The sequence below is a fragment of the Janthinobacterium sp. FW305-129 genome (genome assembly GCF_020858115.1).
GTDB lineage: Bacteria > Pseudomonadota > Gammaproteobacteria > Burkholderiales > Burkholderiaceae_D > Janthinobacterium.
Genome location: NZ_JACYMM010000010.1, coordinates 118,509 through 144,507, shown reverse-complemented (window position 1 = coordinate 144,507; position 25,999 = coordinate 118,509). Strand labels below are relative to the sequence as shown.

Genomic DNA, 25,999 nt, shown 5'->3' with positions numbered 1-25,999 from the left:
GCCATCGCGGCCATGTTCAAGGTGTCGAATTCTTGGCAATGAGCGCCTTCGCATTCACATTCACCGCAATACTCAACGGCCCATCCAGTTCGGCCTCCCTGGCGACGGGCAGGCGCCATACGCGCATGCGTTCGGCCAGGACATAACCAAACAGCCCCTTGCTGACGGTAAACTCCTTACCCGCCTGGTTCGTGAACGTCATCGCACCGATCTGCGCATGGACATTGCCGCTGTTCTTGATACGCAACATCCACTCGCCCCGCTCGCGGAAGACTTGCCAGTCGAGCACTTCCTTGCCCGGCGCAGCGGCCGGCAGCACGAACACGGGCACCGAATAGCGCAGGCGGATATCGACGCCGCTGCGGCCCGCATCATCTTCGCGGCTGACTTCATCGATGAGCACGCGATACGTCTTTTCCTGCGCGACAGGGCCAGCCTGGGCACGCACGAGGCGGATGGTCTGGCGGCTGTTGGCGGCGATTTCGACGATCGGCGGACTGGCCACCAGCTCCTGCGTCGGCGCCAGCGTTTCCTCGCCATCGCGCTGGTCCCAGGCGAACACCCGCACCTGCCCGTAGATGGGCTGGTCCCCGAGGTTTTGCAGATTGATGCCGGCCGCACTCTGTACGGCGCGCAACGTGAGCGTCACCGGCGAAATCTGCAGATTGGCGCCGTTCGCGCCCGCAGCACAGCAGGCCAGCAGCGCCAGCACGCTTTTCATCAGGGAATTCGAAGCGGCCTTCACGCAGCGCCTGGCTTAAAAGTAAACGGTGGCCGTGATGGTCGACTTGTAGGTATCGGGCGCCGGCGTCGCTTGCGGCGGAATGTTGCCGTACACGGTGATCGGCTGCGACGAACCGTTGCCGGTGCCGCCGACGGTATTCGTGCCCTGCGTATCGCCCCACAAGGTGCTGCCGGCCGTCTGGTACAGGTTAAATTGCACCGTCCCCAGGTTGCCGCCGGTGCCGCTCAGGTAGCGCGTGGTGCCGCTCGAGCCCGTGCCCGTGCCCGCCGTCAAGCCCACGTTGTACGGCGTGGTATTGGTGCAGGTGACGTTCACGGTCGTATTGACGTTCACGGCAGTAGCCAGTACGCCCTGACTTTGGCCAAAGTCGAGATTGGCCGCCGCAATGGTGCAATTGGCGATGATTTTCAGGGTGACGTCAAAGGTCGTGGTGTTGCTGCCGTTCAGATACACGGCGGCATCGGCGTAGCCAGGCAGGAGGGCCGTAGCGGCAAGGACGACACTGGCGGCAGCGGTCAAGCGGGGTGAAATAACTCGCAACATGATACCTCCTGATGACGAAACATCATTAATGCGCCCATCGGCATGAAGGGCTCGAGGATAGTCACGGTATTGCCGGCGTTTTCTGGGGCACGCAAACCAGGACGACAAACTACGCGCGCCGAGAGTCAGGAACCCGGGGACTCCGGCACTTTTTGCAGCATTGGCAAAACAGATTTTTTGGCAAGCGACATTGCTTAAAATCAATGCATGAGTGAATTATTGGCGATCTGGGAAATCGGCGCTTCTTCTGGCGGAGAAACATCTTTTGAAACACGAGAAAAGCAGAAAAAAAAGAAAAAGCGAGGCATAATAAGCCACAACTTGCTATTTGGTTAAGTCATCCATGCCATGCCATTGACCAGCGAAACCATCAAAAAAAACATCTTGATCGTGGACGATTCCGCGTTCGAGCAGCGCATGCTGATGGAACTGCTGAGCGAGCAGCCCTACCGTTTCAGCATCGCCTTCAATGGCTACCAGGGCTACCAGCTGGCGCTGGCCACGCATCCCGACCTGATCCTGCTCGACGTGCGCATGCCGGAAATGGATGGCTACACGGCATGCCGGCTGCTCAAGGCGAATCCCGAAACAGAATCCATTCCCGTGATTTTTCTCAGCGGCGCCGATGCCGCCAAGGAGCGCATCATGGGCTTGCAGGTGGGGGGCGTCGACTATATTTCGAAGCCGTTCACGCCGGAAGAACTGGCCGCGCGCATCCATATCCACCTGGGCTTGATGCGTAAAAGCAACAGTACCTTGCCGGCAGCAACGCCGATCAGCGACAAGCTGCAGCATCCCGACCTGGTGTTCGTCAATGCCGTCAAGCAACTTATCCTCGACAACCTGGGCAGCCTGCCCAACCTGTCCGAAATCGCCCGCAGCGTGGGCACTTACCGCGAAAAGCTGACCCTGATGTTCCGCGAACAGACGGGCATGACGGTGTTTGCCTTCATCCGCGAAGCGCGCATCGCGCGTGGCGTGGCGTTGCTGCAACAGACCGAGATCGACGTGCAGGATATCGCCCTGCTGATCGGCTTCCACAACGCGGGCAACTTCGCCACGGCCTTCCGCGAACGCATGGGCGTCACGCCCAGCGCCTACCGCCAGCGCCTGCAGGAGCAGACGGGCCAGCGGCAGGCGGCCAACGGACACTAACGCTAGAACTTATAGTTCAGCTTGAGCGACGCGAAGCGGCCGCGCGGGTCGCTCTGGGTAAAATCGAAGCCCGATGCCGAGTAATCCCACGGCGCGCGCTTGTTGGCCAGGTTCTGCACGATGAAGGTCACGTTCGCCGCTGGCGTGACTTGCCAGCTGCTGGTCACGTCGAAGGTGCTGAAGGCGGCCACGGACTCGTCGAGGTGCGTGTTTTGCGCATAGCTGCCCACGTAGTTCCAGGTGAGCGTGGACGACCATTTTCCCTGTTCCCAGGTGGCCGAGGTGACGCCGCGCCATTTCGGGATGGAGCCGAAATAATTGGTGCCGGCGCCGTTCGTCAGCGGTGCGCCGTCGGACAGCGGTTCGGCAAAGCGCAGCACGCGGCTCAGCTGGCCGGCCAGGGTCAGCTTGCCCCAGTCCTGGTCGACGAAGCGCTGGCGCAGGTCGAGATCGATGCCCGACACGTCACGCTGGCCCTGGTTGCGGAACTGGCGGTACAGGGTCGTGATGCGGCCATCGGCGCCGCGCGCGACCTTTTCCGGCGACGTCAATTCATTGTCCAGGGTGGTGGTGGCGCTTTCCGTGCCGATCACGCCTTCCTGCCGGATGCGGTAGTAATCGAGGCCGATGCTGGAACTGCTGGTGGGCGAAATCACCACGCCCAGGTTCAGGTTTTTCGAGCGCTCGGGGCGCAGCGCCGGATTGGCGATGGTGATGACCGTCACGCCGCGCGACAGCGTCGGCGTCAACGGGTCGCGCGGATCGATCACGCCGGTATAGCTGACGGCCGTGCTGTCGGTGATTTCCGGCAGCGACGGGGCGCGGAAGGCGCGCGAGACGGTGCCGCGCAGCAATAACCAGGGCGCCGCCTGATAGCGGGCGCTGGCTTTGGGCGAAAACGCATTGCCGAAATCGCTGTAATGGTCGGCGCGTCCCGCCACGTTGACGGACAGGTCCTTGAGCACCGGCACATTGAATTCGGCAAACAGCGCCGACACGCTGCGCGAACCCTCGATGATATTGAGCGCCGGACGCAGTTCCGTGCCCGACAGCACGGCCGTCGAGGTTTGCGAATCCATCTTTTCGCGGCGCCATTGGAAGCCGGCGGCAAAGCCCAGCGGGCCGGCCGGCAAGTTCCAGATATCCTTGGCCGCCGAGAAGTCGAGCGTGTCGAGCGTCGATTCGGCCGGGCGCAGGGTCGACAGGCGCAGGCGGTTGCGCACCGCTTCGCTGTTTTGCGATGGATCAAAGAAATTGTAGCTGCCGTCGGCCAGCACTTTCTGGAATTCGTAGCGGTTGACGAAATTCTGCACCGTCTCTTCCAGCTTGCTGCTGGAATGGGCCACGGCCGCATCCCAGTCCCAGCCCGCCAGGGTGCCCTTGACGCCCGCCAGCGCGCGGTAGAACGTCACCTTGTCCTGCTTCAGGCGCGGCCCCAGGTCGAACAGGGTAGCCGTGAACGGCAGGGGCGTCGCGCCCGGATTGTTCGGATGCCCCACAGGCAGCACCACGGGAATCGTGTCGAGCCGCTTGGTGCCGTTGTTCCACGCGCGCAGCGAGCTGCTCACCGTCAACGGCGCGCTGAAGGTCTGGTCGGCGCGCGAATAGCTGTGCAGCAGGTCGACGTAGGCTTCCGTGTCCGCGTTCAGTTTCACGGTGCCGCGCAGCGAGGAGTGGATGCGCTGAATGCCGGGGATCAGGGTTTCGTAGGGCGACGGATTGTAGGCCAGCACCTGCCCCGCGCCGTCCGGATTGATGGCGCTGTACGGCACCAGCTGCAGCGGGCCGCGCACGCCGCCCAGGGTCTGCGTGGGATCGGCACCGGCGTAATTCGTCACGTTCCAGCCCAGGCCGCCGCGCTGCTGCTGGCGGAAATCCGCATCGCGCAGCCATGCCACGTCGCTTTGCTGCAGCTTGTCGCGCTGCTGCGCATCGACCGAGAAGACCACGCTGTAGCCGTCTTCCTCCAGCTTGCCGAAACCCGTCTGCAGTGCCGCGCTCTTTTCGTGCTGGCCCGTGCCTTGCGTCGAGCCGCCCCATTGCGCCGTGATGTCCGTGCCCGTGAATTCCTTGTACAGGATGATGTTGACCACGCCGGCCACGGCGTCGGAGCCGTAGACGGACGAAGCGCCATCCTTGAGCACTTCGATGCGCTGCACGGCCGCCATCGGCAGGCTGTTCAGGTCGACGAAGGTCTGCTGCAAATCCTGCGCCGTGGCGTAGCTGGCCACGCGGCGGCCATTGACGAGGATCAAGGTGTTTTGCTGGCCGATGCCGCGCAGCGACAGGCCCGAGGTGCCGGCCGAGAAACTGCCCGTATATTGTTCGTTGTAGCTGTTGCCGCTGTTGGCGGAGATGGCGCGCAGCACGTCCGACACGCTGGTCTTGCCGCTGGCTTTCAATTCCTTGGCCGTGATGACTTGCACGGCGCTGGCGCCCTCCTTTTCGCTGACGCGGATATTCGATCCGGTGACGTTGACCCGCAGCATGTCCTCCTCTGCGTGGGCGATGGTGGCGACGGAGGGAAAGGCGGCGGCGATGGCAAGACTGATGGCGAGTGGTTTGAACATGGTTTCCTCTTCTTGGGATTGCAGCCTTTTTTCGATAAAAAAGGCCGAGCAGGGGCACGCGGACCGGGTAGGCCAGCGGGCAAACGACAACGAAATGGATGGGAATGACTTAAGGGATGCGTGGACGGGCACGCATCGGCATCCACTGCGCCATGCATTGCATGGTCAGCTGGTGCCGGGCGGCATAAAAACAGGTAGAAAGGCTAAAGCGCAACATAAAAGACACCGGTAAGCGGGGAAAGGCCACTATATCCCGGTGTCTTTATGGCGTGAACGAATTAAAAATTGATTGTATATACGATTTGAATCTAAGGACTTGGTATGTGGCAATATCAGGCGTCGGGAATCGCCGCGGACGCCTGCGCCGCACGGCGTGCCTGCACGCTCCACCAGTACCAGGAAATCACGGCGTTGACCCAGTAGGCCGCATACAGCACGGCCGTCAGGTGCAGACCGCGGCTGTAGTAGAGGGGCACGGCCACGGTGTTGACCAGCAGCCAGAAAGCCCAGGTCTCGATGCGCCGGCTCATCAACAGGAATTGCGCGATGATGCTAAATACCAACACGGCCGAATCGATGAAGGGCGCGTAGGCATTCGTGAAGCGGTGCAGCAGCATGCCGTAGATCGCCACGGAGGCGATGCCGGCCGGCACCACCCAGGCCAGGGTGCGCCAGCGCGTGCGCGTGATCGGCAACGGCTTGCCGCCCGCGCCGCGGCGCCATTGCAGCCAGCCGATGACGCAGGTGACGATGAAAAACAGTTGCAGCATCACGTCGGCGTACAGGTTGACCTGGAAAAACAGCACGGCAAACAGCACGCAGCCGACCATGCCGATCCACCAGGAATGAATATTATTGCGTCCTGCCAGGATGATGGAGGCAGTCATCAGCACATTGGCGGCGATCTCGAGCGGAGCAGTCAAGCGGTCTTCCTTTGCGGGGCAGTGGTGGCACCGCGCCACTATAGCCGATTACACTGCACGGTGTTCGCCGTGCAGGAATGGCGGCATACGGACGGGAAAGTGCAAAAAGCGCGTAAAAAACGAGAAAATGCGGGCCAGGCCGGCCCTCGGCCGCCACAGCCCTTGACTTCCGTGGCCATTCTGGCAAATTGAATATCAAGTTGAAACTCCAGGGAAACACCCGTATGCGCATGCGCCATCTCCTGTTAGCGGCAGTGCTCGGCATATCCGCCCTGCCCGCCGTGGCCTGCCGCATGACGATGGCGCTGGAACAGTGGCCGCCGTATGTCTACCGCGATGCCCAGGGCCGCTATACGGGCCTGGATCTGGAGTTGCTCAAAGCCATATTCAAGGAAGCGCGGTGTACGCTCGTGACATTGCCGGAACTGCCCACGGCGCGGCGCCAGCTGCTGTTCCAGAAAGGGGGGCTGGACCTGATGCTGGCCGCATCCGAAACCCCGGAACGCCAGTCGTATGCGCGCTTTTCCATCCCGTACCGCGACGAAGCCGTGGGCCTCTTCAGCAAATCCGGCGCGCCCGGCAGCCAGCGCCAGATCGCCAGCTTCGCGCAGCTCGCACGCGGCAAATCGACCTTGCTGGCGCCCAAAGTGGGCTGGTATGGCGCGCAGTACGCGGCGGTCCGGCCCGCACTGGACAAGGCGGGCCGCCTGAATGCCTTCGGCAGCTTCCAGCAAGGCGTGCGCATGCTCGATGCGGGCCGCGCCGACCTGCTGCTGGGCGACGTACTGGCCGTGCGCCACGAAGCGCGCCTGCAGGGTGTTGCCCTGAGCACCCTGCCCTTCCTGGCCCTGCGCGCCCCCGTGCACCTGATGCTCAATGCGCACACGACCAGCACCGCCGACCTGGCCCGCCTGAACGCCGCCATCACGCACCTGGAGCAGCGCGGCGCGCTGGCGGCGATACGCGCCCGCTACGACGCGCCGTAAGGCGCTCAGCCCTTGCTGGCCGCTTCCAGTATCTCCAGCTTGGTTTCGCGGCCATTCTTTTGCACGCCCTGCGCCTTGTCGTAGCTTTCGATCAGCGCGCGGTACGGCGGCACGATGTGGTCCGTCATGATGGCGGCGAATTCCATCGCGTCGGCGCGGTTCCAGGTACTCATCACTTCAGCCAGCACGGCATACGTATCGATCGGCACGGCGCCCGCCTGCGTGACGCGCGCCATGGTGATGTCGGTGGCCATCTTCGACCAGTTGCCGGAAGCGTCGATGATGGCAAACACCTTGTAGCCGGCCGCCAGCGCACTGATTGTGGGGAAAGCCATGCATACGCTGGTGAGCGTGCCGGCGATCAGCAGGGTCTTGCGGCCCGTCTTTTCGATGGCCTCGACCCAGGCCGGGTTGTCCCAGGCGTTGATCTGGCCCGTGCGCGGGATGTAGACGGCGTCCGGGTTGAAATGGTGGATTTCCGGGATCAGGGGGCCATTCGGGCCGTCCGGCACGGAAGCGGTGGTAAACGTCGGCAGGTTCGCCAGGCGCGACAGCTTGGCCAGCGCCGTGACGTGGCCGCGCAGCACGTGCTGCTCGATGTCGCGCACCAGCTGGAACAAACCGCTCTGGTGGTCGATCAGCAGCATGACGGCATCGTCGGGATCGATCATCGGTGGCAAACCTTGGAAGTTGGCGGGGGTGCTCATGGTAGTCTCCTGAAAAACCATGCCGCGGGATGCGGCATGGGTACTGCACAAATTACTTCTCAATGCGGGCGAAGCGGCCGCTGTTGAAATCCTCGAATGCCTGCGCGATTTCCGCTTCGCTGTTCATGACGAAGGGGCCATGGCCGACGATGGGTTCATCGATCGGCTCGCCGCTCAGCAGCAGCACCACGGCGTCGCTGTTCGCCTCGACGGTGATGCTGTCGCCATCGCGCCCGAACAGCGCCATCTGCGCTTCGCGCACCACGCTTTCGCCATTCACCAGCAGCGTGCCGTGCAAAACGATCAGCGCCGTGCTCCAGCCGGCGTGCACCGGCAGCTCCGTCAGCTTGCCCTGCGCCAGGCGCACATCCCACACCCGCATCGGCGAAAACGTGCGGGCCGGGCCATGCTGGCCAGCGAAGTCGCCGGCGATCACGCGCACGGAACCTGCGCCATCGGGCAGCGCCACCGTGGGAATCGTGTCGCTGGTGATGGCCTGGTAGCCGGGCGCCGTCATCTTGTTTTTCGCCGGCAGGTTCACCCACAGCTGCACCATTTCCAGCGTGCCGCCCGACTGCGTGAAGGCAGGCGAGTGAAACTCTTCATGCAGGATGCCGGCGCCGGCCGTCATCCACTGCACGTCGCCTGGGCCGATCACGCCGCCCTGGCCCGTCGAATCGCGGTGCGCCACTTCGCCCTTGTAGACGATGGTCACCGTCTCGAAGCCGCGGTGCGGGTGCGAGCCGACGCCGGGCGGACGGGTGCCGGGCGCAAATTCGGCGGGGCCGGCATAGTCGAGCAGCAGGAAGGGGCTCAGCTGCTTGCCATGGCCGTTGTACGAAAACATCGAGCGCACGGGAAAACCGTCGCCGACCCAGTGCTGGCGGGGTGCGCTGTAGATACCTGTGACTGTGTTCATCTCGATCTCCTGTTGGGGTTTGCATTACGATGGAGACAGGTTACTCTTGCAACGATAGAGGCGGTAGACGGCAAAATTTGCCATCAGCGTTCCAAAAATAGAACGATCAAGGAGGCGGCATGCAGGATCTGAACGATTTGTATTACTTTGTGCAAGTGGTCGACCATGGCGGCTTCGCGCCGGCCGGGCGCGCGCTGGGCATGCCAAAGTCCAGACTGAGCCGGCGCATCGCGCTGCTGGAAGAGCGCCTGGGCGCGCGCCTGCTGCAGCGCACGACGCGGCATTTTTCCGTCACCGACTTGGGCCAGACGTTTTACGAGCATTGCAAGGCGATGCTCGTGGAAGCGGAGGCGGCGCAGGAAGCGATCGAACTGACGCGGGCCGCGCCGCGCGGCACGGTGCGCCTGTCCTGCCCCATCGCCCTGCTGCATTCCCTGGTCGCGCCCATGCTGGCCGGCTTCATGCGCGAGCATCCGCAGGTCACGCTGCTGCTGGAAGCGAGCAACCGCCGCGTCGACCTGGTGGCCGAAGGTATCGACGTGGCCATCCGCGTGCGCCCGCCGCCGCTGCCCGACAGCGACCTGGTGCTGCGCGTGCTGGCCGAACGCAGCCAGTGCATGGTGGGCAGCCCCCTGCTGTTCGCTGGCGCGCCGCTGCCGAAGGCGCCAGCCGACCTGGCCGACTGGCCCAGCCTGGCCTTGGGCATGCCGCAGCAGCACTACCAGTGGGATTTATATGGCCCGGACGGCGCGCGCGCCCAGTTGCGCCACACACCGCGCTTCGTCACGGGCGACATGCTGACCCTGCGCGACGCGGCCGTGGCCGGCGTGGGCGTGGTGCAGCTGCCAACCATGATGATTACCGAACAGGTGGCCAACGGCAGCCTGCTGCCGCTGATGGAGCAATGGCGGCCGCAGCGCGAAATCATCCACGCCGTCTTCCCGTCGCGGCGCGGCCTGCTGCCCGCCGTGCGCGCGCTGATCGACTACCTGGCGCACAGCTTCGCCGCACTGGAGGAAGAGTGACGGTTTTCAGGTACGATGGCGTATTCCCGAATCGCCTGGATGCCGCATGCGTTTATTGATTTTATCGGACCTGCACCACGAGCTATGGCGCGAGGAAGCGCCGCAGGGCGACCTCGCGCTCAGCCGTCCCGACGCCGTGATCCTGGCCGGCGACATCGACACGGGCGCCCGTGCCGTCGCCTGGGCCGCCACCGCGTTTGCGGGCCTGCCCGTGCTGTACGTGCACGGCAACCACGAAGGCTATGGCCACCACCTCGACAAGGTGCGCCAGGAGTTGCGCGCGGCCTGTGCCGCCACGCCGAACGTGCATTTTCTCGACGCCGATACCCACCTCATCACCGACCAGGCAGGCAAGCAGGTGCGCTTCCTGGGCGCCACCCTGTGGACGGATTTCCGCCTGCTGGGCGACGATACGCGCCAGTCCGCCATGCGCGACGCGGAAGCCGTCATGAACGACTACAAGCGCATCCGCCTGGCCAACATGGGCTTTCGCAAGCTGCGCGCAGCCGACACGGCCATGTTCCACGCGCAGCAAAAAGCCTGGCTGGCACGCGAACTGGCGCAGCCGTTCGACGGCCACACCGTCGTCATCAGCCACATGGCGCCGTCGCTGCGCTCGGTCGACGACGCCTACGGCAGCGAGGGCTGCTCGCCTGCCTACGCTTCGCGCCTCGATGAGCTGGCCGCGCAGGCGGACCTGTGGGTGCATGGCCACATCCACGCCTCGCGCGACTACCGCATCGGCCAGTGCCGCGTCGTGGCCAACCCCTGCGGCTACAAGTCACGCAGCGGCGCGCCGCAAAATTGCGCTTTTGATCCGAACTTCATCGTCGAGCTGGCCCCGCGTTAATCCTCCGGCTTCAGACGCCCCGCCAGCCATTGCTGCAGGCGGTGCTTGCCGGCCCGCCGCGCCGCGCGCGGCGACGCCTCCGACTGGTGCGCGCCGGCGCCGCCGCGCAGCCTGGCGGCCGCCACCAGCGGATTGCGCGGCTTGGACGCGGCTTTTACTTTGATTTTCATGCTGTTTCCTCTCAACCCGGTCGTGCAAAACAAAAAACCCCGGCGAGTTTCCTCACCGGGGTTTGAAGGACACCGGCCCGGGATCGGCAATGCTGCCGTTGGCCCCGAGCGTCATGCGCGGGGCTAGTGGTCGTACGACTTGCTGCCAGCCTGCTCGAACATGGGTTTCCTTTCTATTTGATGGTTGATCTGCACTGCGGATGACGATTCTGCGCCGTATGCTGCAGTGCGTCAAGCGCTTTGCATGGCATATGCAACAACGTTGTTATTTTGTCTCGGCCGCTTTTTCTTTCGCGATGCGCGCATCGAGCTTGACTTCATTTTTGGCCGCGTAATTGCGGCACGCCTGCGCATCGACGAAGGGATTCGGCGTGACGCCTTCGAGCAATTGCTTCAGTTTAAGGTCGCCGCCCGAATGGTCGGGGTGCGCCGAGATCAAAATGTCGCACGGCAGTCTGGCGAAGTCCTGCATGACGCGGCGGAAGGCCGGCGTCAGGTCTCCATGGCGCTCATCGCCCAGGTAATGAAAATCGTCGGCCGCCACCGGCGTAAGGCTGGCGCCGAACACCACGTTCAGGCATTCCTGGCGCTCGGCATCCTCGCACGACACCCAGGTCCAGCTGGTGCTGCCCGGCGTATGGCCAGGCGTGTAGCGCGCCGTGACGGTCACCTCGCCCAGTTGCAGGGTTTCGCCATCGGCGACTTCGCGCACGTTTTCCACGGCCGGCATGGGATCGATTTCGCCCGCCTGCGGATCCATGGCGAGCACCGAGCCCGCGCGCAGCGCCTGCGCACCGAGCGGACTGGCGACCACTTGCGCGCCGCTGTCGCGCGCCAGCGCGGCGATGCCGCCCGAATGGTCGAAATGCGCTTCCGTATTCAGGATGAACTTGATGTCTTCCAGGCGAAAGCCCAGCTCGAGGATATGTTCCTTGATGGCGGCCACCGATTGCGGCAGCGCGCCATCGATCAGGATCAAGCCTTCGCGCGTGTCGATCAGCACCACGCTCAAGCCGCCCACGCCCACGTAATACGTGTCGCCGTGGATGCGCGCCGGCTGCTGCGGGCGGTTCCACTGCGCCGCATATGGCGAGGCGATCGGCTGCGTCAATGGATCGATGGCGGGCGGGGCGGCATGCGCCGTCAACGGCAGCGTCATGGCGGCCAGCGCGATGCTGAGCAGGGACTTGGGAAGGAAGAAAGGCGGCATGCGGCTCCAGGAAAATAGGCGGTATGAATCAATGCCACAGAGTAACGTCGCGCCCCCCGCGCGGTCAAGCGGACGGACGCGGCGACTTGCGCTACGATAGAGGCCCATAGACTGCCGCGCGCCTAGTCGCCTTATTGCCATGCGTTTGCTGATCCTGTCCGACCTGCACCTGGAAGTGTGGGGTGAAGATACGCCCGCCATCGACCTTGCCGCCAGCCGCCCCGACGTGGTGATCCTGGCCGGTGACATCGACACGGGCAGCAACGCCATCGCCTGGGCCGCGCGCACCTTCGGCGCCCTGCCCGTACTGTACGTGCACGGCAACCACGAGGGGTATGGCCACCAGCTCGAACAGATGCAAGACGCCTTGCGCGACGCCTGCGCCAGCGCCAATGCGCACGGCGCCAACATCCGCCTGCTCGACGGCGACACCGTGACGCTCGATGGCGTGCGCTTCCTCGGCGTCACGCTGTGGACGGATTTTCTGCTGTTCGGCGCCGAGCGCCGGGAAGAAGCGCTCAACGCCGCGCAAGCCTACATGCCCGACTACAAGCGCATCAGTACGGGCGGCGACGCGCCGCGCCTGCTGTGCGCCAGCGACACGGCGCAGCTGCACGCGCAGCACCGCTCGTGGCTGGAACGGCAGCTGGCGCAACCGTTCGATGGCAAGACGGTCGTCATCACGCACATGGCGCCATCGATGCTGTCGGTGGAAGCGCAATATGCGACGAACCTGGGTTCGCCCGCCTTCGCCTCGCAGCTCGATGCGCTGGTGGCGCAAGCCGACCTGTGGGTGCATGGCCACATGCATGCCTCGCTCGACTACCGCATCCAGGAGTGCCGCGTCGTGTGCAACCCCTGCGGCTACAGGCGGCCAGATGGCACGCCCGAGAACGAACGTTTTGACACAGGCTTCATCGTCGACCTGGCCAGCGCGGCTTAACGTTTTCCATAGCGCAGCTGCACCACGCCGCTGGGCAGCTGGCGCGTGCCGTCCAGGCGCCAGTCGCTGCGTGGCAAGCCGTTCTCGAACAGGCGCACGCCGCGTCCCAGCACCACGGGCAGCACGGACAAGGTGACACTGTCGATGGCGCCTTCGCGCAAGCCGGCACGGATGACGGCACCGCCGTCCAGATACACGTGGCGGCACCCCTCCTCTGCCAGCTCCCGCAGCACTTCCCGCACGCTCCCTTCGCGGCGCTGCTCGCCATGGCGCGGCGCGAAGTCGCGGTGGCTCAAGACCACCACGCGCTTGCCCGCATACGGCCACGGCTCAAAACCCAGCAAGGCGTCATACGTGGTGCGGCCGATCAGCAAGGTATCGACTTGCGCCATCAAGGCCGTGTAGCCGGTAGCGTCGGGCGTATCGGGCGCCAGCTCAGCCAGCCAGGACAGGTCGCCGTTTTCTCCCGCGATGCAGCCGTCGATGCTGATGCCGAGAAAAACGCTGACGAATGGTTTTTGCATGGATGTTCCTTCAATTAATTCTACGGTGTAGAATTATGCCCATGAAATCCCAAAAACTTCAAGCTGTACCCGATCTGGCACGCCGCCCTGGCCGTCCGCGCCGCGCCCTGCCTGCACTGGACAACGCCGTCATCCTGCAGGCGGCACTGGCCCTGCTGGAAGAGCAAGGCGAGGCCTTTTCCATGCGCGCGCTGGCGCAGCGCCTGGGCGTCGATGCCATGGCCGTGTATCACTATTACGCGGGAAAGGAGGAATTGCTGCTGGCCTTGATGGCGCAGCGTTTTGCCGCGCTCGATCCGCGCCAGCCGCCATTTACGCGGCGCCAAACGCCCCAGCGCCGCCTGCTGGCGCTGTGCGCGCTGTACCTGGAACTGGTCAGCGCCACGCCGTATTTCGTGCGCCTGATGGCGCGCGGGCTGGTGGAGCAAGCCGATGTGGCCGAGCGCTTTACGGCGCTGTTCGAGCTGGCCCTGGAGGACCTTGATCTGCCGCAAAATATCCAGCTGCGTGGCCGCGACGCCATCGTCGATTTCCTGCACGGCTATGCGCTGGCTGGCCGGCCGGCCAGCGAGACAGCCTGGCATGCCTCGGTTGGCCTGATTTTTGCGGGTATGCACACACAAGCGCGAGTATCCACTCTAAATCTTTGACTAAACTATCACACGCATAATAAGTTGACAGGGCATGAATATGCCTCACCGTCGCACCTATTCATGCGCCCAAAATGCATACTCACGTTCAGCAACAGCGGTGGCAAGGCTGGTACGAATTCGCACCTCCCTAAGTATCCTCACCGCAAACAACTCTCACTGACACAGAGGCATACGATCACCACGATAAAAACACTCATAAAAATAGAACACATTTCTGGATACATGTTGTAGAATCATCGTAGGTCTACGATTACCACCCTGCTGCAAGGGAAAAATCGCCTGCAAAACTAATTGCACATACAATCTTAATTGCCGAAAATAGCAAGCAGCATGCTTACTGAAAATAATAATTTCAGCGGCTCCCCTATTAGGAGTATGTGATGTTTAGTATCGAATCAGTCCTCAAAGCATTTAAATACCTCGAAGATAAATCCAACTCCAACTTGTCGCATTGCAAGATGCTAAATGTGCGTGCGACTGCACTTGGCTATCAAAGCTATCATCATTTCAGAGAAACCCTTAAAGGGCTTCCAAAGGATGAGTTCGGCAAGGTTTCATTAAGAGTAATGCGAAAGATATGTCAAAGTCGCATGCCTCTACAAAGCTGCGCTTATTACGAATTTCACTCCCTCCCTAATCGAGCCACTGGATTTTACAGTCACTGGATCGGTTGGGATGAGGAAGGTGAAGAAGTTAGAGCACCTAGACCATTAAATGGTACTTCGACAGCCAAAGGATTGCGCGAAGCAATGAGTGCACCTGTATATGTTATAGAAACACTTGCCGAGTTAAATGTATGGCGTCACATATGGCACTCAACTGCATTGGTACCTGAAGCGCTAGCAAAAGAATTTTTTGTTAAAGCATTTGATAAAGAAAAATTTGTCTCACAAGATCCGCCAATTGAAATTATCCGAAATAAGATAAGCAAATATAATAATAATTTTGCAACACTTGATTGAAATTTATAGAATGGCGTATTGATGAAATGCCACTTCATCAATACGCGATCTAAAAATTATGAAACACTAAAAAATAGATCTTTATCCACATAATTCAAAATCATGCGAACTGCTTGAAATCCGGCTTGCGCTTTTCAAAGAAGGCCGTAAACGCTTCCTTCGCTTCGGCGCCGCCCAGCATGGCACTGAACAGCTTGTTTTCGTCGGCGATAGCGGCCTTCATCGGTTCCATGCGGCTTTGCTTCATCAATCGCTTGGTGGCGCGGATGGAGGCGGCTGGCAATGCCACCAGCTTGGCGGCCTGGCCTTGCGCGAACGTCATCAGGTCGTACAGGGGCACGACTTTCGACACGAGGCCCATTTCCAGCGCTTCGCTGGCGGGGAATGCTTCGCCCAGCATCAGCTTCTCCGCCGCGCGCGGGTAGCCAGCCAGTTGCGTGAGCAGCAGGCTGGAGCCGAATTCCGGGCACAGGCCCAGCTGCGTGAACGGCATCGAGAAGCTGGCATTGTCGGCTGCGTAGACGAGGTCGCAGTGCATCAGCAAGGTCGTGCCGATGCCGATGGCGGGGCCTGACACAGCCGCCACCACGGGCTTGCTGCTGCCGTACAGGGCGCGCATGAACTGGAACACGGGACGGTCATGGTCGAGCGAGCCATCCTTCGGGCGCGCCGTCTTCATGAAGTCATCAAGGTCGTTGCCAGCCGTGAAAATCTCGCGCTTGCCGCAGATCAGGATGGCGCGCACATCGTCGTCCGTCTCGGCCGCCACCAGCGCATCGGCCAGGGTCTGATACATGGCGCCCGTGATCGCATTCTTGCGTTCCAGGCGGTTGAATTCCAGGGTCAGAATGCCCTCGCTCTTGCTGCACAAAATATCCATGTCGTCTCCAGAATGATAAAGGGCGCCGGGGTAATCCCGCAGCGCCCTGTTGTACTACTTTAGCCCATCGAACTTAGACGCGTTCAAAAATTCCGGCCGCGCCCATGCCGGCGCCCACGCACATCGTCACCATGCCGTACTTCTGCTTGGTGCGCTGCAGTGCGTGGATCACGGTGGCGGCGCGGATGGCACCGGTGGCGCCCAGCGGGTGGCCCAGGGCGATCGCGCCGCCCATCGGATTGACCTTCGATGGATCCAGGCCCAGGTCGCCGATGACAGCCAATGCTTGTGCGGCAAACGCTTCGTTCAGCTCGATCCAGTCCAGCTGGTCTTGCGTGATGCCGGCGGCGGCGCAGGCGGCTGGGATGGCGAATTTCGGACCGATGCCCATGATTTCCGGCGGCACGCCGCGCACGGCGAACGAGGAGAATTTCGCCAGCGGGGTCAGGTTATGCTCACGCAGGATTTTTTCGCTGACGATCAGCAGCGCACCGGCGCCGTCGGACATCTGCGAGCTGTTGGCGGCCGTGACGGTGCCCTTGGCGGCGAACACTGGTTTCAGTTTTGCCAGCGACTCCATCGACGAATCGGCGCGCGCGCCTTCGTCCGTGTCGACGGTGCGGCGGCTCACATCAACCTGGCCGGTAGCCAGGTTCGGCGTGCGCGTGATGATTTCCACTGGCGTCGTTTCCGCCTTGAAGAAACCGGCTTGCTGCGCGGCGATGGCGCGGCGGTGCGATTCAACGGAGAAGGCGTCCTGCTGTTCGCGCGACACTTTCCATTGCTGCGCCACTTTCTCGGCCGTCAGGCCCATGCCGTAGGCCATGCCGATGTTCTCGTCGCTGAACATGTCCAGGTTCATCGATGGATGGTGGCCCATCATCGGCACCATCGACATCGACTCGATGCCGCCGGCGATCATGACGTCGGCTTCGCCCACGCGGATGCGGTCAGCCGCCATGGCGATGGCTGTGATGCCCGAGGCGCAGTAGCGGTTGACAGTGACGCCACCGACGGTTTTCGGCAAGCCGGCCAGCAGCACCGAGTTACGCGCAATATTAAAACCTTGTTCCGCTTCCGGGAACGAGCAGCCGATGATGGCGTCGGTGATCAGTGCCGGGTCGAGGCCAGGCGCTTGCGCCAGGGCCGATTGCAGCACGCGCACCAGCAGGTCGTCCGGGCGGGTGTTTCTGAACATGCCGCGCGGCGCCTTGCCGATCGGGGTGCGGGTTGCAGAGACGATGTAGGCGTCTTGAAGTTGTTTGCTCATTTTATGCTTTCAAAGATGTTGAACGAGGTTCGTGTTCTGTCGAATGTCCGGGATGCTGGCCTATCGCTTCTGCGACAGATACCAGTCCACCGTCACCTGTGCCGCCAGCGTGCCTTCGGCATCGAAGATATCGACTGCCACGGGAAACGCCACCTTGCCGTCCTGCGCCAGCTGCGCCTTCAAAGCAGCCAGGTCGCCCGGTACCCGGCCTTCGGCGCGCGTCGCGCCTCGGGCCACCTTCTGGTACTGGATACGCGACTCCTTGGCCACCGGGCGCAAGCCCAGTATCAGCTCGGCGAATCCGCCAGCCATGGCCGCGCCGGACGCCGTTTCGGCCAGGGTAAACAAGGCGCCCGCGTGCTGCGTGCCCAGGTGATTATGCAGTTTGGGATCGTCCGGCAGCGACACCTTCGCGGTGCCGGCGCCGATCTCGTCGATGCTGATCCCCAGCAGCCGCACGAAGGGCAAGGTGTCCATCATCTGTTGTTTGATACGGTCATACACCATGCTTGGCCTCACGCGCAGCAGTACTTTAAATACGAGGGACAGGATCGTCATCGACGCTGTGCTTAGTTGCGTACCGGCTTACCGGTCTGCATCATGCCCATGATCCGTTCCTGGGTTTTCGGATGGTTCAACAGCTCCAGGAATGCCTTGCGTTCCATATCCAGCAGCCACTGTTCGCTGACGAAACTGCCCTGGTCCACGTCGCCGCCCGATACGATCTCGGCGATCATCTCGCCCAGCTTGAAATCGTGCGCCGAAATGAAGCCGCCGTCGCGCATGTTAACCAGCTGCGCCTTGATGGTGCCCCAGCCGTAGCGGCCCGTGACCTGGATCAGCGACGGCAGCTGCGGACGGAAGCCCGCGTCGAACATGGCGCGCGCTTCGACCTTGGCCACGTGCAGCAGCTCGTAGGCGTTGAACACGATCACATCGTCTTCCTTCAGGTAGCCCATTTTTTTCGCTTCCAGCGCCGATTTCGACACGTTGGCGGTGGCTGCGTTGGTAAAGCCCGTTTTCAGGAATTGCAGGATGTCGTTACCCTTGGATTCCTTGTAGGCGCGCTGCGCTGCTTCCTTCAAGCCGCCGCCGGCAGGAATCAGGCCTACGCCCACTTCCACCAGGCCGATATACGACTCGATCGAGGCCACGCGCTTCGATGCATGCAGCGCCAGTTCGCAACCGCCGCCCAGTGCCAGGCCCGCCACTGCGGCGATGACCGGCACGTTCGCGTATTTCAGCGACATGAAGGTGTTCTGCAGTTCGGCGATGATCGGATCGACGGCTTTCACGCCGCCTTGCATGAAGGCCGGCAGGGCCGATTGCAGGTCGGCGCCGGCCGAGAAGGCGCCGCCTTCGGCCGCGTCGGCGTGCCAGATCACCAGGCCCTTGAAGTTCTTTTCCGCTTCGGCCAATGCCAGTTTCAGGCCATTGATGACGCCTTCGCCGATCACGTGCATCTTGGTCTTGAACGAGATGATCAGCACATCGTCGCCCGTATGCCAGACGCGCACGGATTCGTCTTCAAAGACGGTGGTGCCGGCGGTCTTGCCGTCGATGGCGCCGCTGCCCAGCACGGGCGCGCGGAATGGCTGGCGGTCATACACGGCCAGGCTCGAGCGGGGCACGAAGCTGTTCGATACGGCGGAATACGAACCTTCCGGCGTATGCACGCCGCCTTTTTCAGCGACCGGGCCTTCGAATACCCAGGCAGGCAAAGGCGCGCTGCACAGCGCGTGGCCGGCGTCGATGTCTTCCTTGACCCAGTTGGCCACTTGCAGCCAGTTCGATGCCTGCCACGTTTCAAACGGGCCCACGTTCCAGCCGAAGCCCCAGCGCATGGCGAAGTCGATGTCGCGCGCATTGTCGGCCACGGTGTCGAGGTGAATGGCGATGTAATGGAAAGCGTCGCGGAAGATCGCCCACAGGAACTGGCCTTGCGGATTGGTCGATTCGCGCAGCGCCTTCATCTTCTTGACCGGATCCTTTTCTTTCAGGATGCGGGCGATGATGTCGGCCGCCTTGGCGCCGCCAGCGACGTATTCACCGGTGGCGAAATCGAGGCGTTGAATTTCCTTGCCGACCTTCTTGTAGAAGCCCGCGCCGCTCTTCTGGCCCAGCGCGCCTTTTTCCACCAGCTTGGCCAGCACTTCCGGCGTCTTGTAGACGGCGGCGAACGGGTCGTTCGGCAGGTAGTCCTGCATGGTCTTGATCACATGGCCCATGGTATCCAGGCCGACCACGTCCGCCGTGCGGAAGGTGCCCGACTTGGCGCGGCCCAGCTTGGAGCCGGTCAGGTCATCGACGACGTCCACGGACAGGCCGAATTTCTCGGCTTCGTGCACGATGGCCAGGATGCCGAACACGCCCACGCGGTTGGCGATGAAGTTCGGCGTGTCCTTGGCGCGGACCACGCCCTTGCCCAGGGTGGTGGTCAGGAAGCCTTCCAGCTGGTCGGCGATTTCAGGCTTGGTGAACTCGGTCGGGATGATTTCGACCAGGTGCATATAGCGCGGCGGATTGAAGAAGTGCACGCCGCAGTAGCGCGATTTCAGGTCGGCGTCGAAGCCTTCGGCCAGCTTGGTGATCGACAGGCCCGAGGTATTCGAGGCGAAGATCGCGTTCGGGCCGATGTGCGGGGCCACCTTCTGGTACAGGTCGTGTTTCCAGTCCATGCGCTCGGCGATGGCTTCGATGATCAGGTCGCAACCGGCCAGCAGGTCCAGGTTGTCTTCGTAGTTGGCGACCTGGATCAGCGCGGCGTCATCCTTGTTGCCCAGCGGCGCAGGCGACAGCTTTTTCAGGTTCTCGATGGCGCGCAGCACGATGCCATTCTTTGGACCTTCCTTTGCCGGCAGGTCGAACAGCACGACCGGCACTTTCGCGTTGATGCAATGGGCGGCGATTTGCGCGCCCATCACGCCGGCGCCGAGGACGGCTACTTTTTTAACGATGAAATTGGTCATATTTTCCTCAAGTCTTAGAACAGGTCTGCGTCGAGTGCCATCAGGTTGGCCGAACCGGAACGCGCCTGACGGATCAGGGTTGCCGTTTCAGGCTGCAAGCGGGCGAAGTAGAAACGTGCGGTAGCCAGTTTGGCGGTATAAAACTTGTCGCCGCTGGACTCTTTTTCGAGGGCGATCTTGGCCATCTGCGCGAACAGGTAGCTATAGATCATGTGGCCGACGACGCGCAGGTAAGGCACGCAGGCCGCGCCCACTTCGTCAGGATTCTGGAAGGCCTTCATGCCGATTTCCATGGTCAGCTTGGTGACTTTGTCGCCCAGGTCGCCCAGTGGGGTGACGAATTCGCTCATCGCTTCATCGGTGCCATTGTCTTCGACGAAGGCCTTGATCTTTTCGCCGAACTTGCGCAGCTTGGCGCCGTTGTCGCCGAGGATCTTGCGGCCCAGCAGATCCAGCGACTGGATCGTGTTCGTGCCTTCGTAGATCATGTTGATGCGCGCGTCGCGCACATACTGCTCCATGCCCCATTCCGAAATGTAGCCGTGGCCGCCGAACACTTGCATCGCGTCCGAGGTGGCGATCCAGGCGTTGTCGGTAATAAAAGCCTTGATGACGGGCGTCAGCAGCGCCACTTCATCGGCCGCTTCCTTGCGCACGTCGGCGTCCGGGTGGTGCAGTTCGCGGTCGATCTGCAGCGCCACGTACGAGGTAAAGGCGCGCGCGCCTTCGGCGTAGGCTTTACCGGTCAGCAGCATGCGGCGCACGTCAGGGTGCACGATGATGCGGTCGGCCGGCAGTTCCGGGTTCTTGATGCCGGACAGCGAACGCATTTGCGTGCGGTCCTTGGCGTAGATCAGCGCGTTCTGGTAGGCGATTTCCGTCAGGCCCAGCGACTGCATGCCCACGCCCAGGCGGGCCGCGTTCATGAAGACGAACATGGCGTTCAGGCCCTTGTTCGGCTGGCCGATGATCCAGCCTTTCGCGCCGTCCAGATTCATCTGGCAAGTCGAGTTGCCGTGGATGCCCATTTTTTCTTCGATGGCGCCGCAGGTGATCGGGTTGCGCTCACCGACCGTGCCATCCGCGTTCGGCAGGAATTTCGGCACCAGGAACAGCGAAATGCCTTTCGAGCCTTCCGGTGCGTCCGGCACGCGGGCCAGCACCAGGTGCAGGATGTTTTCCGCCATGTCGTGCTCGCCGGCGGAGATGAAGATCTTGTTGCCGGTGATGGTCCAGGAACCGTCCGCCTCAGGCAGCGCTTTCGAGCGCAGCAGGCCCAGGTCGGTGCCGCAGTGCGGTTCGGTCAGGCACATGGTGCCCGTCCATTCGCCCGACACCAGTTTCGGCAGATACACTTCCTTCTGGTGGTCGGTGCCGTGTTCCTTCAGGCACTCGTAGGCGCCGTGCGACAGGCCGGGGTACATGGACCAGGCCTGGTTCGACGAATTCAGCATTTCATAGAACGAATTGTTCAGCACGACAGGCAAGCCCTGGCCGCCGTATTCCGGATCGCAAGCCAATGCCGCCCAGCCGCCTTCGACGTACTGTTTATACGCTTCTTTAAAGCCTTTAGGCGTGGTCACGCTTTTCGTGACGGGGTCGTGGTGGCAGCCTTCGCGGTCGCCGGAGTGGTTCAGCGGGAACAATACTTCGGAAGTGAATTTGCCGCCCTCTTCCAGCACCTGGTTGATGATGTCGGCGTCGACGTCGGCGTACGACGGCATTTGCTTCAGTTCTTCTTCCACTTGCAGGAACTCGTGCAGGACGAATTGCATATCCCGGATTGGCGCGACGTATTGACCCATAATTTTCTCCTGAAGGCGATTAGCTAAAGTGTTGTACTTGTAAGTGCGTGTGCGTTTGTTGCGGATACTGCGTGACGGCTTATTTGCTTGTGACGCAATTCTGGTACGACGCCAGCAGGCGGATAAAGCCCGCTTGCGCCCGTTCGATGCTGCCCGGCACGCGCAGGAAGCGCGCATCGTGATGCAGGGCCAGGATCAGGCCATACATCTCGTACACCAGTTGCTGCGCGTCCGTGTCCGCTTTCAGGTCGCCCGTGGCGATCGATTGCTCGACACAGCGCAGCAGTGCGCCCTGCCAGGCCCGCACCATGGCCACCAGGGCCTCGCGGATGGGGCCAGGACGGTCGTCATACTCGACGGCGCCGCTGATATAGATGCAGCCGGAAGCGATTTCCACGCTGACCCGCTTGACCCAGCGCGCAAACATCGATTGCAGGCGCTGGATGCCGCGTGGTTCTTTCATGCTGGGAAAAAAGACTTCTTGCTCGAAACGATAGTGGTAGAGCTTCAGCACTTCCATCTGCAAGTCTTCGCGCGAGCCGAAGTGGGCAAACACGCCCGACTTGCTCATGTTCATTTTGTCCGCAAGCAGCCCAATGGTCAGGCCTTCCAGGCCGTCGCGGCTGGACAGGTCCAGCGCCACGTCGAGGATGGCTGCACGGGTCAGTTCGCCCTTGCGCATGAATTTGACTGAAGTATTCAAGAGGTCCGTTCTAAAAGTGATGTTGCCGATTTGGCGGACTGAAGCGAGGGTAAAAAAAAGCACGCTCCGAAAAAATCCGAACGCTCGTACTATTATCCACTACCACGTAAAAGTCAAACGGGAACTTTAGAGCCGGCGTTCTATTGGTGCAGCGCAGCATTTTTCGACTGCGTGTTTATAACGATTTCAGGCGGACAAAAGTGCCGCGCGCCCTTGCCTTGCAGCAACAAGCGCGCCTCAGTCGAGGCCGCCTGCCTTGCTCAGTTGACGGCGGTCGCGCTTGGTCGGCCGCCCCTTGATGGTGCTGCCCGGTTCGCGGAACAGCTTGCGCTCCTCGGCCAGCTGCTCGCGGCGGGCGATGCTGGCCGGCGTTTCGCCATACAGCAGGCGCGCCACAGGCGCCGCGCCGCGCTTGTCGGACAGGCCCAGCACGGCCACCTCCCACGTCTCCGCACCATTGTCGATAGCCAGCTCGTCGCCCACGCGCAGGCTGCGCGCCGGTTTCACGCGTTCGCCGCCCACTTTGACCTTGCCCGTGTCGACGGCCTCGCTGGCCAGCGAGCGCGTCTTGAAGAAGCGCGCCGCCCACAGCCATTTATCCAGCCTGACCGTTGTCATATCACTCATGCGTACTTGCCTACTGAAAAAATGCGCATCACCAGCCGGTACGCGAGGAACGCGGCTTCGTAGCCGATGCGCCGAAAACGGCCGATGTGCTTGAAATCATCCTGGTGAATCACGATGCCGTCGGCCACGCCCTGCTCGATGTGCTGGCGCAGGCTTTGCGCAAAGGCCACGTCCTTGATGACCACGTTCGCTTCCTGGTTCAAAAACAGGCTCAGCGCGTCAATATTGCTCGACCCCACCGTCGCCCAGTCATCGTCGACGACGGCCACCTTGGCGTGCAACTGCGTCTTGCGGTATTCGACAATTTTCACGCCGGCGGCCAGCAGCTTCGGATAAAACGAGTGCGCCACGGCATCCTGCATGCGGAACTCGCCCACGCCGATCAGCAAGACCACGTCGACGCCCCGCTGGGCCGCCTGGGCCAGCGCGTGGCGCAGCTTGTGCCCGGGCGCGAAATACGGGTTGGCCAGCATCACGCTTTTGCGCGCCTGGCCCAGCGCCTGCAGGTAGGCGCGCTGGATGGTGCGGCGGTTGCGCAGGTTGTCGCGCACGACAAAGCCGGCCACCACGGGGTTCTTCGCCAGCTCCTTGCTGACGACGCGCATCTTGCGGTACAGCTTGATACGCCGCACCAGGTTCATCTTGCCCAGACGCGCCCACTGCGCCTGCACTTCCTCGTGGATGGCGTCGACCAGCGGGCCCTTCACCTGCACGGCGAAGTCCCAGCGCGGCGCTTCCAGGCTGATGCTGTGGTCGTAGTCGCAAAACATGTCGTCGTTGATATTGATGCCGCCCACTAGGGCAATTTCTCCATCGGCGACGCAAATCTTGCGGTGCGTGCGCGTGATGCCGCGCCGAAACCACGGGTTGAAGATGCGGTGGTGCACGCCGGCCGCTTCCAGCTGCGCATGCATGGCGTTGACGCGGCGGTTGCCCGTGCCGAACCAGTCCGTGATCATGCACACCAGCACGCCGCGCGCGGCCGCCCGTTTCAGGGCGTCGAGCACCAGGGTGCCCGTGGCATCGTCGGCAAAGATATAGGTTTCGAAATAAACTTCCGAGCGGGCGCCGTCGATGGCCTGGACCAGCGCGGGAAAGTAATCGGTGCCGCAATACAGCAGCTGGATGTCGTTGTGGGCGATGAAATTGACTGTGCGCATGCCGGCAGTCTACGCGAGTTTCAAAGCGGCAACTATCGGCGCGTGGTCCGACAATTTTGCCCACAGGGTGCCATGCATCACTTGCGCGCCTTCCACGTGGAAACCGCGCACGTAGATACGGTCCAGGCGGAACCACGGCAAGGCGGCGGGAAAGGTGCGCGCCGGCACGGGCACGGGCGTTTTCGTCTGGCGCCGCGCCAGGGTACGCACGAGGTCGCCCAGGGCCGAGTTCGACGCGCGCTGGTCGAACACTTCCACCACGCCGAGCGCATTGCGCAGCTTGTCGCTGAGCGTATTGCGCCAATCGTTGAAGTCGCCGGCGATGATGACCGGCTCGCCATTCGGCGCCGATTCCATCACGGCATCAATCAGCGCCTGCGTCTGCCGGCCCCGTCCCGATTCAAACAGGCCCAGGTGGACGACATAACAGTGCACGTCCGCCTGCGGCGTCTTGAGCACGCAATGCAGGATGCCGCGTTGCTCGTAGGCATGGTCGGACACGTCGTGGTTGGTTTGCGAGGCGATGGGAAATTTGCTCAGCAAGGCGTTGCCATGGTGGCCATGGTCGTACACGGCATTCATGCCATAGGCGGAATGGTGTTCGGCGCCGGCAAAGAACTCGTGCTGCGACGCTTCCGGCCAATGCTTGTGGCCGTTTTTCTCGGCGCCATAGCGGGCCGCATTGCGGTCGTGCTTGCCTTGCACCTCTTGCAGGAAGACAACATCGGCATGAAACAGGGCAATCGCCTGTTTTAAAGCATGCACGCGGGGCAAGCCCCGCACGGAGGAGACACCCTTGTGGATATTATAAGTTGCTACGCGGATTTTCATGCATTGATTCTACTCCCAGACGGCCCCCGCGCGGCGCCGGCGTAGGTGCGCGTGCGCACCTAAACGCGCACAATCAGGCCAGCATGCGTCCCACGCCCGCCGTCACGCTGACGATCAGCGCGGTAATGCCGGCCGCCCAGACGATCTTGACCAGCAACGGTGCGCCGCGCCAGGCCACCGTGCGCTTGCCCTTGGCAAACGCGCCCGGATGCAGCAGCCAGCCGATCGCCATCAGCGGCATGCCGATGGGCGGCGTGCGGCCAGGCACGGTGGAGCCAAACAGCAGAAAAATGAAGCACAGGCAAAAAACGATGCCCAGGGTGCCCAGCAGTTTTTGCTGTGCAGTCAAATGTAACCAGTTCAACATGGAATGCTTTCTAGGGAAATCAGGTGGGGCGCGCCAGGCCTGTCATGGCCGGCAATTGCAAAATCGCTTCCGCATTGGAAGAGGAGAAACAGCGGTCGCCCGCCGCCAGATAGGGCAGCCACGCGTATTGCAAGTGTTCGCGCGGGCTCAGGGTGATGGCGACGTCGCGCGGCACTTGCACGCTGAACACGTGTTCCGTGTTGCGCGTCACGCCGGGCGCGTAGCGGTGGCGCCAGATAGGATAGATCTCGTACACATTCGACAAGTTCCAGTCACGCAGCACGATGTCGTTCCCATCGGCAACGATGCCCGTTTCCTCAAACAATTCGCGCGCGGCCGTCTGCAGCAGCGGTTCGTCAACTGCATCGACGGAACCCGTCACGGATTGCCAGAAACCGGGCTGGCCCGCGCGCTCGATCAACAAGACGTCAAGGTCAGCCGTATGAATGACGACCAGCACGGAAACAGGGATTTTATGAGTCATATCAACAATGAAAAAGGC

At 62.1% G+C, this 25,999-nt stretch carries 28 protein-coding genes; 8 read left to right on the top strand and 20 right to left on the bottom strand.

Going from position 1 to position 25,999, the window contains the following annotated elements; all coding sequences use genetic code 11:
* Positions 1 to 16: 16 nt before the first annotated feature.
* Positions 17 to 745: a fimbrial biogenesis chaperone gene (locus IGS61_RS20545; RefSeq protein ID WP_230541329.1), complete on the bottom strand. Its 729-nt coding sequence runs from the start codon at positions 743 to 745 to the stop codon at positions 17 to 19.
* A gap of 12 nt (positions 746 to 757) precedes the next feature.
* Positions 758 to 1,288 (bottom strand): Csu type fimbrial protein, encoded by a 531-nt coding sequence (locus tag IGS61_RS20540; protein WP_230541328.1) that lies wholly within the window; start codon positions 1,286 to 1,288, stop codon positions 758 to 760.
* A gap of 207 nt (positions 1,289 to 1,495) precedes the next feature.
* On the opposite strand from IGS61_RS20540, the gene IGS61_RS27900 reads away from it, so the two are divergent.
* Both IGS61_RS27900 and IGS61_RS20535 read left to right on the top strand, forming a co-directional pair.
* Complete coding sequence (locus IGS61_RS27900; protein ID WP_268993984.1) at positions 1,496 to 1,624, top strand: hypothetical protein; 129 nt, start codon at positions 1,496 to 1,498, stop codon at positions 1,622 to 1,624.
* A 12-nt stretch (positions 1,625 to 1,636) separates the two neighbouring features.
* Entirely contained in the window at positions 1,637 to 2,443 is an 807-nt protein-coding gene (locus IGS61_RS20535; RefSeq protein ID WP_230541327.1) for a response regulator transcription factor, read from the top strand.
* Between the two features lie 2 nt (positions 2,444 to 2,445).
* Here the strand turns inward: IGS61_RS20535 and IGS61_RS20530 are convergent, their stop codons facing one another.
* Entirely contained in the window at positions 2,446 to 5,013 is a 2,568-nt protein-coding gene (locus IGS61_RS20530) for a TonB-dependent receptor (protein WP_230541326.1), read from the bottom strand.
* 332 nt (positions 5,014 to 5,345) lie between these two features.
* Positions 5,346 to 5,936, bottom strand: a complete 591-nt coding sequence (pnuC, locus tag IGS61_RS20525) for a nicotinamide riboside transporter PnuC (protein WP_230541325.1) — start codon at positions 5,934 to 5,936, stop codon at positions 5,346 to 5,348.
* 230 nt (positions 5,937 to 6,166) lie between these two features.
* Here pnuC and IGS61_RS20520 point away from each other — a divergent pair, with 230 nt between their 5' ends.
* Complete coding sequence (locus IGS61_RS20520) at positions 6,167 to 6,922, top strand: substrate-binding periplasmic protein (protein WP_230541324.1); 756 nt, start codon at positions 6,167 to 6,169, stop codon at positions 6,920 to 6,922.
* Positions 6,923 to 6,927: 5 nt separating this feature from the next.
* On the opposite strand, the gene IGS61_RS20515 is transcribed toward IGS61_RS20520, so the two are convergent.
* Both IGS61_RS20515 and IGS61_RS20510 read right to left on the bottom strand, forming a co-directional pair.
* Positions 6,928 to 7,629, bottom strand: coding sequence for an isochorismatase family protein (locus IGS61_RS20515; RefSeq protein WP_230541323.1), 702 nt, complete (start codon positions 7,627 to 7,629; stop codon positions 6,928 to 6,930).
* A 52-nt stretch (positions 7,630 to 7,681) separates the two neighbouring features.
* Positions 7,682 to 8,548, bottom strand: a complete 867-nt coding sequence (locus IGS61_RS20510; RefSeq protein ID WP_230541322.1) for a pirin family protein — start codon at positions 8,546 to 8,548, stop codon at positions 7,682 to 7,684.
* 119 nt (positions 8,549 to 8,667) lie between these two features.
* Between IGS61_RS20510 and IGS61_RS20505 the strand changes: the two genes are divergently transcribed.
* Together IGS61_RS20505 and IGS61_RS20500 are read left to right on the top strand one after the other, a co-directional pair.
* Positions 8,668 to 9,573 carry a LysR family transcriptional regulator gene (locus tag IGS61_RS20505; protein ID WP_230541321.1) on the top strand — a complete coding sequence of 302 codons (906 nt, stop codon included), beginning with the start codon at positions 8,668 to 8,670 and terminating at the stop codon, positions 9,571 to 9,573.
* A 46-nt stretch (positions 9,574 to 9,619) separates the two neighbouring features.
* A complete protein-coding gene (locus IGS61_RS20500; protein WP_230541320.1) occupies positions 9,620 to 10,423 on the top strand; it encodes a metallophosphoesterase family protein in 804 nt (267 codons plus the stop codon).
* Here the strand turns inward: IGS61_RS20500 and IGS61_RS20495 are convergent.
* Positions 10,420 to 10,593 (bottom strand): hypothetical protein, encoded by a 174-nt coding sequence (locus IGS61_RS20495; protein ID WP_230541319.1) that lies wholly within the window; start codon positions 10,591 to 10,593, stop codon positions 10,420 to 10,422. The two genes, IGS61_RS20500 and IGS61_RS20495, sit on opposite strands and share 4 nt — an antisense overlap.
* A gap of 265 nt (positions 10,594 to 10,858) precedes the next feature.
* The gene (gene bla, locus IGS61_RS20490) at positions 10,859 to 11,803 is read right to left on the bottom strand and encodes a subclass B3 metallo-beta-lactamase (protein ID WP_230541318.1); all 945 of its coding nucleotides are present in this window, start codon (positions 11,801 to 11,803) and stop codon (positions 10,859 to 10,861) included.
* A gap of 139 nt (positions 11,804 to 11,942) precedes the next feature.
* On the opposite strand from bla, the gene IGS61_RS20485 reads away from it, so the two are divergent.
* Positions 11,943 to 12,746 (top strand): metallophosphoesterase family protein, encoded by an 804-nt coding sequence (locus IGS61_RS20485; protein ID WP_230541317.1) that lies wholly within the window; start codon positions 11,943 to 11,945, stop codon positions 12,744 to 12,746.
* On the opposite strand, the gene IGS61_RS20480 is transcribed toward IGS61_RS20485, so the two are convergent.
* Positions 12,743 to 13,270, bottom strand: a complete 528-nt coding sequence (locus IGS61_RS20480; protein ID WP_230541316.1) for a dihydrofolate reductase family protein — start codon at positions 13,268 to 13,270, stop codon at positions 12,743 to 12,745. The two genes, IGS61_RS20485 and IGS61_RS20480, sit on opposite strands and share 4 nt — an antisense overlap.
* Positions 13,271 to 13,311: 41 nt before the next feature.
* Between IGS61_RS20480 and IGS61_RS20475 the strand changes: the two genes are divergently transcribed.
* Both IGS61_RS20475 and IGS61_RS20470 read left to right on the top strand, forming a co-directional pair.
* Positions 13,312 to 13,920, top strand: a complete 609-nt coding sequence (locus tag IGS61_RS20475; protein WP_230541315.1) for a TetR/AcrR family transcriptional regulator — start codon at positions 13,312 to 13,314, stop codon at positions 13,918 to 13,920.
* A 383-nt stretch (positions 13,921 to 14,303) separates the two neighbouring features.
* Positions 14,304 to 14,885, top strand: coding sequence for a hypothetical protein (locus IGS61_RS20470; RefSeq protein WP_230541314.1), 582 nt, complete (start codon positions 14,304 to 14,306; stop codon positions 14,883 to 14,885).
* 100 nt (positions 14,886 to 14,985) lie between these two features.
* On the opposite strand, the gene IGS61_RS20465 is transcribed toward IGS61_RS20470, so the two are convergent.
* The 11 genes from IGS61_RS20465 to nudB all read right to left on the bottom strand — a co-directional run bounded on the left by IGS61_RS20465 (position 14,986) and on the right by nudB (position 25,981).
* Complete coding sequence (locus IGS61_RS20465) at positions 14,986 to 15,765, bottom strand: enoyl-CoA hydratase (RefSeq protein WP_230541313.1); 780 nt, start codon at positions 15,763 to 15,765, stop codon at positions 14,986 to 14,988.
* Between the two features lie 73 nt (positions 15,766 to 15,838).
* Positions 15,839 to 17,035, bottom strand: coding sequence for an acetyl-CoA C-acyltransferase (locus IGS61_RS20460; RefSeq protein ID WP_070221628.1), 1,197 nt, complete (start codon positions 17,033 to 17,035; stop codon positions 15,839 to 15,841).
* Between the two features lie 60 nt (positions 17,036 to 17,095).
* The gene (locus IGS61_RS20455) at positions 17,096 to 17,593 is read right to left on the bottom strand and encodes a PaaI family thioesterase (RefSeq protein WP_230541312.1); all 498 of its coding nucleotides are present in this window, start codon (positions 17,591 to 17,593) and stop codon (positions 17,096 to 17,098) included.
* Positions 17,594 to 17,604: 11 nt separating this feature from the next.
* Complete coding sequence (locus tag IGS61_RS20450; protein WP_230541311.1) at positions 17,605 to 20,004, bottom strand: 3-hydroxyacyl-CoA dehydrogenase/enoyl-CoA hydratase family protein; 2,400 nt, start codon at positions 20,002 to 20,004, stop codon at positions 17,605 to 17,607.
* 14 nt (positions 20,005 to 20,018) lie between these two features.
* A complete protein-coding gene (locus IGS61_RS20445) occupies positions 20,019 to 21,809 on the bottom strand; it encodes an acyl-CoA dehydrogenase C-terminal domain-containing protein (RefSeq protein WP_034753387.1) in 1,791 nt (596 codons plus the stop codon).
* A 79-nt stretch (positions 21,810 to 21,888) separates the two neighbouring features.
* A complete protein-coding gene (locus tag IGS61_RS20440) occupies positions 21,889 to 22,491 on the bottom strand; it encodes a TetR/AcrR family transcriptional regulator (RefSeq protein WP_086140281.1) in 603 nt (200 codons plus the stop codon).
* Between the two features lie 258 nt (positions 22,492 to 22,749).
* On the bottom strand, positions 22,750 to 23,139 hold the full coding sequence (locus IGS61_RS20435; RefSeq protein WP_230541310.1) for an RNA-binding S4 domain-containing protein: 390 nt from the start codon (positions 23,137 to 23,139) through the stop codon (positions 22,750 to 22,752).
* Positions 23,136 to 24,299, bottom strand: a complete 1,164-nt coding sequence (gene clsB, locus IGS61_RS20430; protein ID WP_230541309.1) for a cardiolipin synthase ClsB — start codon at positions 24,297 to 24,299, stop codon at positions 23,136 to 23,138. Before clsB ends, IGS61_RS20435 begins: the two co-directional genes overlap by 4 nt.
* Positions 24,300 to 24,308: 9 nt before the next feature.
* Entirely contained in the window at positions 24,309 to 25,130 is an 822-nt protein-coding gene (locus IGS61_RS20425) for an endonuclease/exonuclease/phosphatase family protein (RefSeq protein WP_152256781.1), read from the bottom strand.
* A gap of 73 nt (positions 25,131 to 25,203) precedes the next feature.
* Positions 25,204 to 25,497 (bottom strand): hypothetical protein, encoded by a 294-nt coding sequence (locus tag IGS61_RS20420; protein WP_230541308.1) that lies wholly within the window; start codon positions 25,495 to 25,497, stop codon positions 25,204 to 25,206.
* 19 nt (positions 25,498 to 25,516) lie between these two features.
* The gene (gene nudB / locus IGS61_RS20415; RefSeq protein WP_230541307.1) at positions 25,517 to 25,981 is read right to left on the bottom strand and encodes a dihydroneopterin triphosphate diphosphatase; all 465 of its coding nucleotides are present in this window, start codon (positions 25,979 to 25,981) and stop codon (positions 25,517 to 25,519) included.
* Positions 25,982 to 25,999: the final 18 nt, after the last annotated feature.

Excerpts from the sequence above, each read along its gene's own strand:
- IGS61_RS20460 (WP_070221628.1), bottom strand. The coding sequence starts at position 17,035 with ATGAGCAAACAACTTCAAGACGCCTACATCGTCTCTGCAACCCGCACC.
- IGS61_RS20500 (WP_230541320.1), top strand. The coding sequence starts at position 9,620 with ATGCGTTTATTGATTTTATCGGACCTGCACCACGAGCTATGGCGCGAG.
- IGS61_RS20515 (WP_230541323.1), bottom strand. The coding sequence starts at position 7,629 with ATGAGCACCCCCGCCAACTTCCAAGGTTTGCCACCGATGATCGATCCC.
- clsB (WP_230541309.1), bottom strand. The coding sequence starts at position 24,299 with ATGCGCACAGTCAATTTCATCGCCCACAACGACATCCAGCTGCTGTAT.
- IGS61_RS20465 (WP_230541313.1), bottom strand. The coding sequence starts at position 15,765 with ATGGATATTTTGTGCAGCAAGAGCGAGGGCATTCTGACCCTGGAATTC.
- IGS61_RS20475 (WP_230541315.1), top strand. The coding sequence starts at position 13,312 with ATGAAATCCCAAAAACTTCAAGCTGTACCCGATCTGGCACGCCGCCCT.
- IGS61_RS20470 (WP_230541314.1), top strand. The coding sequence starts at position 14,304 with ATGTTTAGTATCGAATCAGTCCTCAAAGCATTTAAATACCTCGAAGAT.
- nudB (WP_230541307.1), bottom strand. The coding sequence starts at position 25,981 with ATGACTCATAAAATCCCTGTTTCCGTGCTGGTCGTCATTCATACGGCT.
- IGS61_RS20425 (WP_152256781.1), bottom strand. The coding sequence starts at position 25,130 with ATGAAAATCCGCGTAGCAACTTATAATATCCACAAGGGTGTCTCCTCC.
- IGS61_RS20535 (WP_230541327.1), top strand. The coding sequence starts at position 1,637 with ATGCCATTGACCAGCGAAACCATCAAAAAAAACATCTTGATCGTGGAC.
- IGS61_RS20540 (WP_230541328.1), bottom strand. The coding sequence starts at position 1,288 with ATGTTGCGAGTTATTTCACCCCGCTTGACCGCTGCCGCCAGTGTCGTC.
- IGS61_RS20520 (WP_230541324.1), top strand. The coding sequence starts at position 6,167 with ATGCGCCATCTCCTGTTAGCGGCAGTGCTCGGCATATCCGCCCTGCCC.
- IGS61_RS20440 (WP_086140281.1), bottom strand. The coding sequence starts at position 22,491 with ATGCGCAAGGGCGAACTGACCCGTGCAGCCATCCTCGACGTGGCGCTG.
- IGS61_RS20505 (WP_230541321.1), top strand. The coding sequence starts at position 8,668 with ATGCAGGATCTGAACGATTTGTATTACTTTGTGCAAGTGGTCGACCAT.
- IGS61_RS20455 (WP_230541312.1), bottom strand. The coding sequence starts at position 17,593 with ATGACGATCCTGTCCCTCGTATTTAAAGTACTGCTGCGCGTGAGGCCA.
- IGS61_RS20510 (WP_230541322.1), bottom strand. The coding sequence starts at position 8,548 with ATGAACACAGTCACAGGTATCTACAGCGCACCCCGCCAGCACTGGGTC.
- IGS61_RS20450 (WP_230541311.1), bottom strand. The coding sequence starts at position 20,004 with ATGACCAATTTCATCGTTAAAAAAGTAGCCGTCCTCGGCGCCGGCGTG.
- IGS61_RS20485 (WP_230541317.1), top strand. The coding sequence starts at position 11,943 with ATGCGTTTGCTGATCCTGTCCGACCTGCACCTGGAAGTGTGGGGTGAA.
- IGS61_RS27900 (WP_268993984.1), top strand. The coding sequence starts at position 1,496 with ATGAGTGAATTATTGGCGATCTGGGAAATCGGCGCTTCTTCTGGCGGA.
- IGS61_RS20480 (WP_230541316.1), bottom strand. The coding sequence starts at position 13,270 with ATGCAAAAACCATTCGTCAGCGTTTTTCTCGGCATCAGCATCGACGGC.
- bla (WP_230541318.1), bottom strand. The coding sequence starts at position 11,803 with ATGCCGCCTTTCTTCCTTCCCAAGTCCCTGCTCAGCATCGCGCTGGCC.
- IGS61_RS20530 (WP_230541326.1), bottom strand. The coding sequence starts at position 5,013 with ATGTTCAAACCACTCGCCATCAGTCTTGCCATCGCCGCCGCCTTTCCC.
- IGS61_RS20445 (WP_034753387.1), bottom strand. The coding sequence starts at position 21,809 with ATGGGTCAATACGTCGCGCCAATCCGGGATATGCAATTCGTCCTGCAC.
- IGS61_RS20420 (WP_230541308.1), bottom strand. The coding sequence starts at position 25,497 with ATGTTGAACTGGTTACATTTGACTGCACAGCAAAAACTGCTGGGCACC.
- IGS61_RS20435 (WP_230541310.1), bottom strand. The coding sequence starts at position 23,139 with ATGAGTGATATGACAACGGTCAGGCTGGATAAATGGCTGTGGGCGGCG.
- IGS61_RS20495 (WP_230541319.1), bottom strand. The coding sequence starts at position 10,593 with ATGAAAATCAAAGTAAAAGCCGCGTCCAAGCCGCGCAATCCGCTGGTG.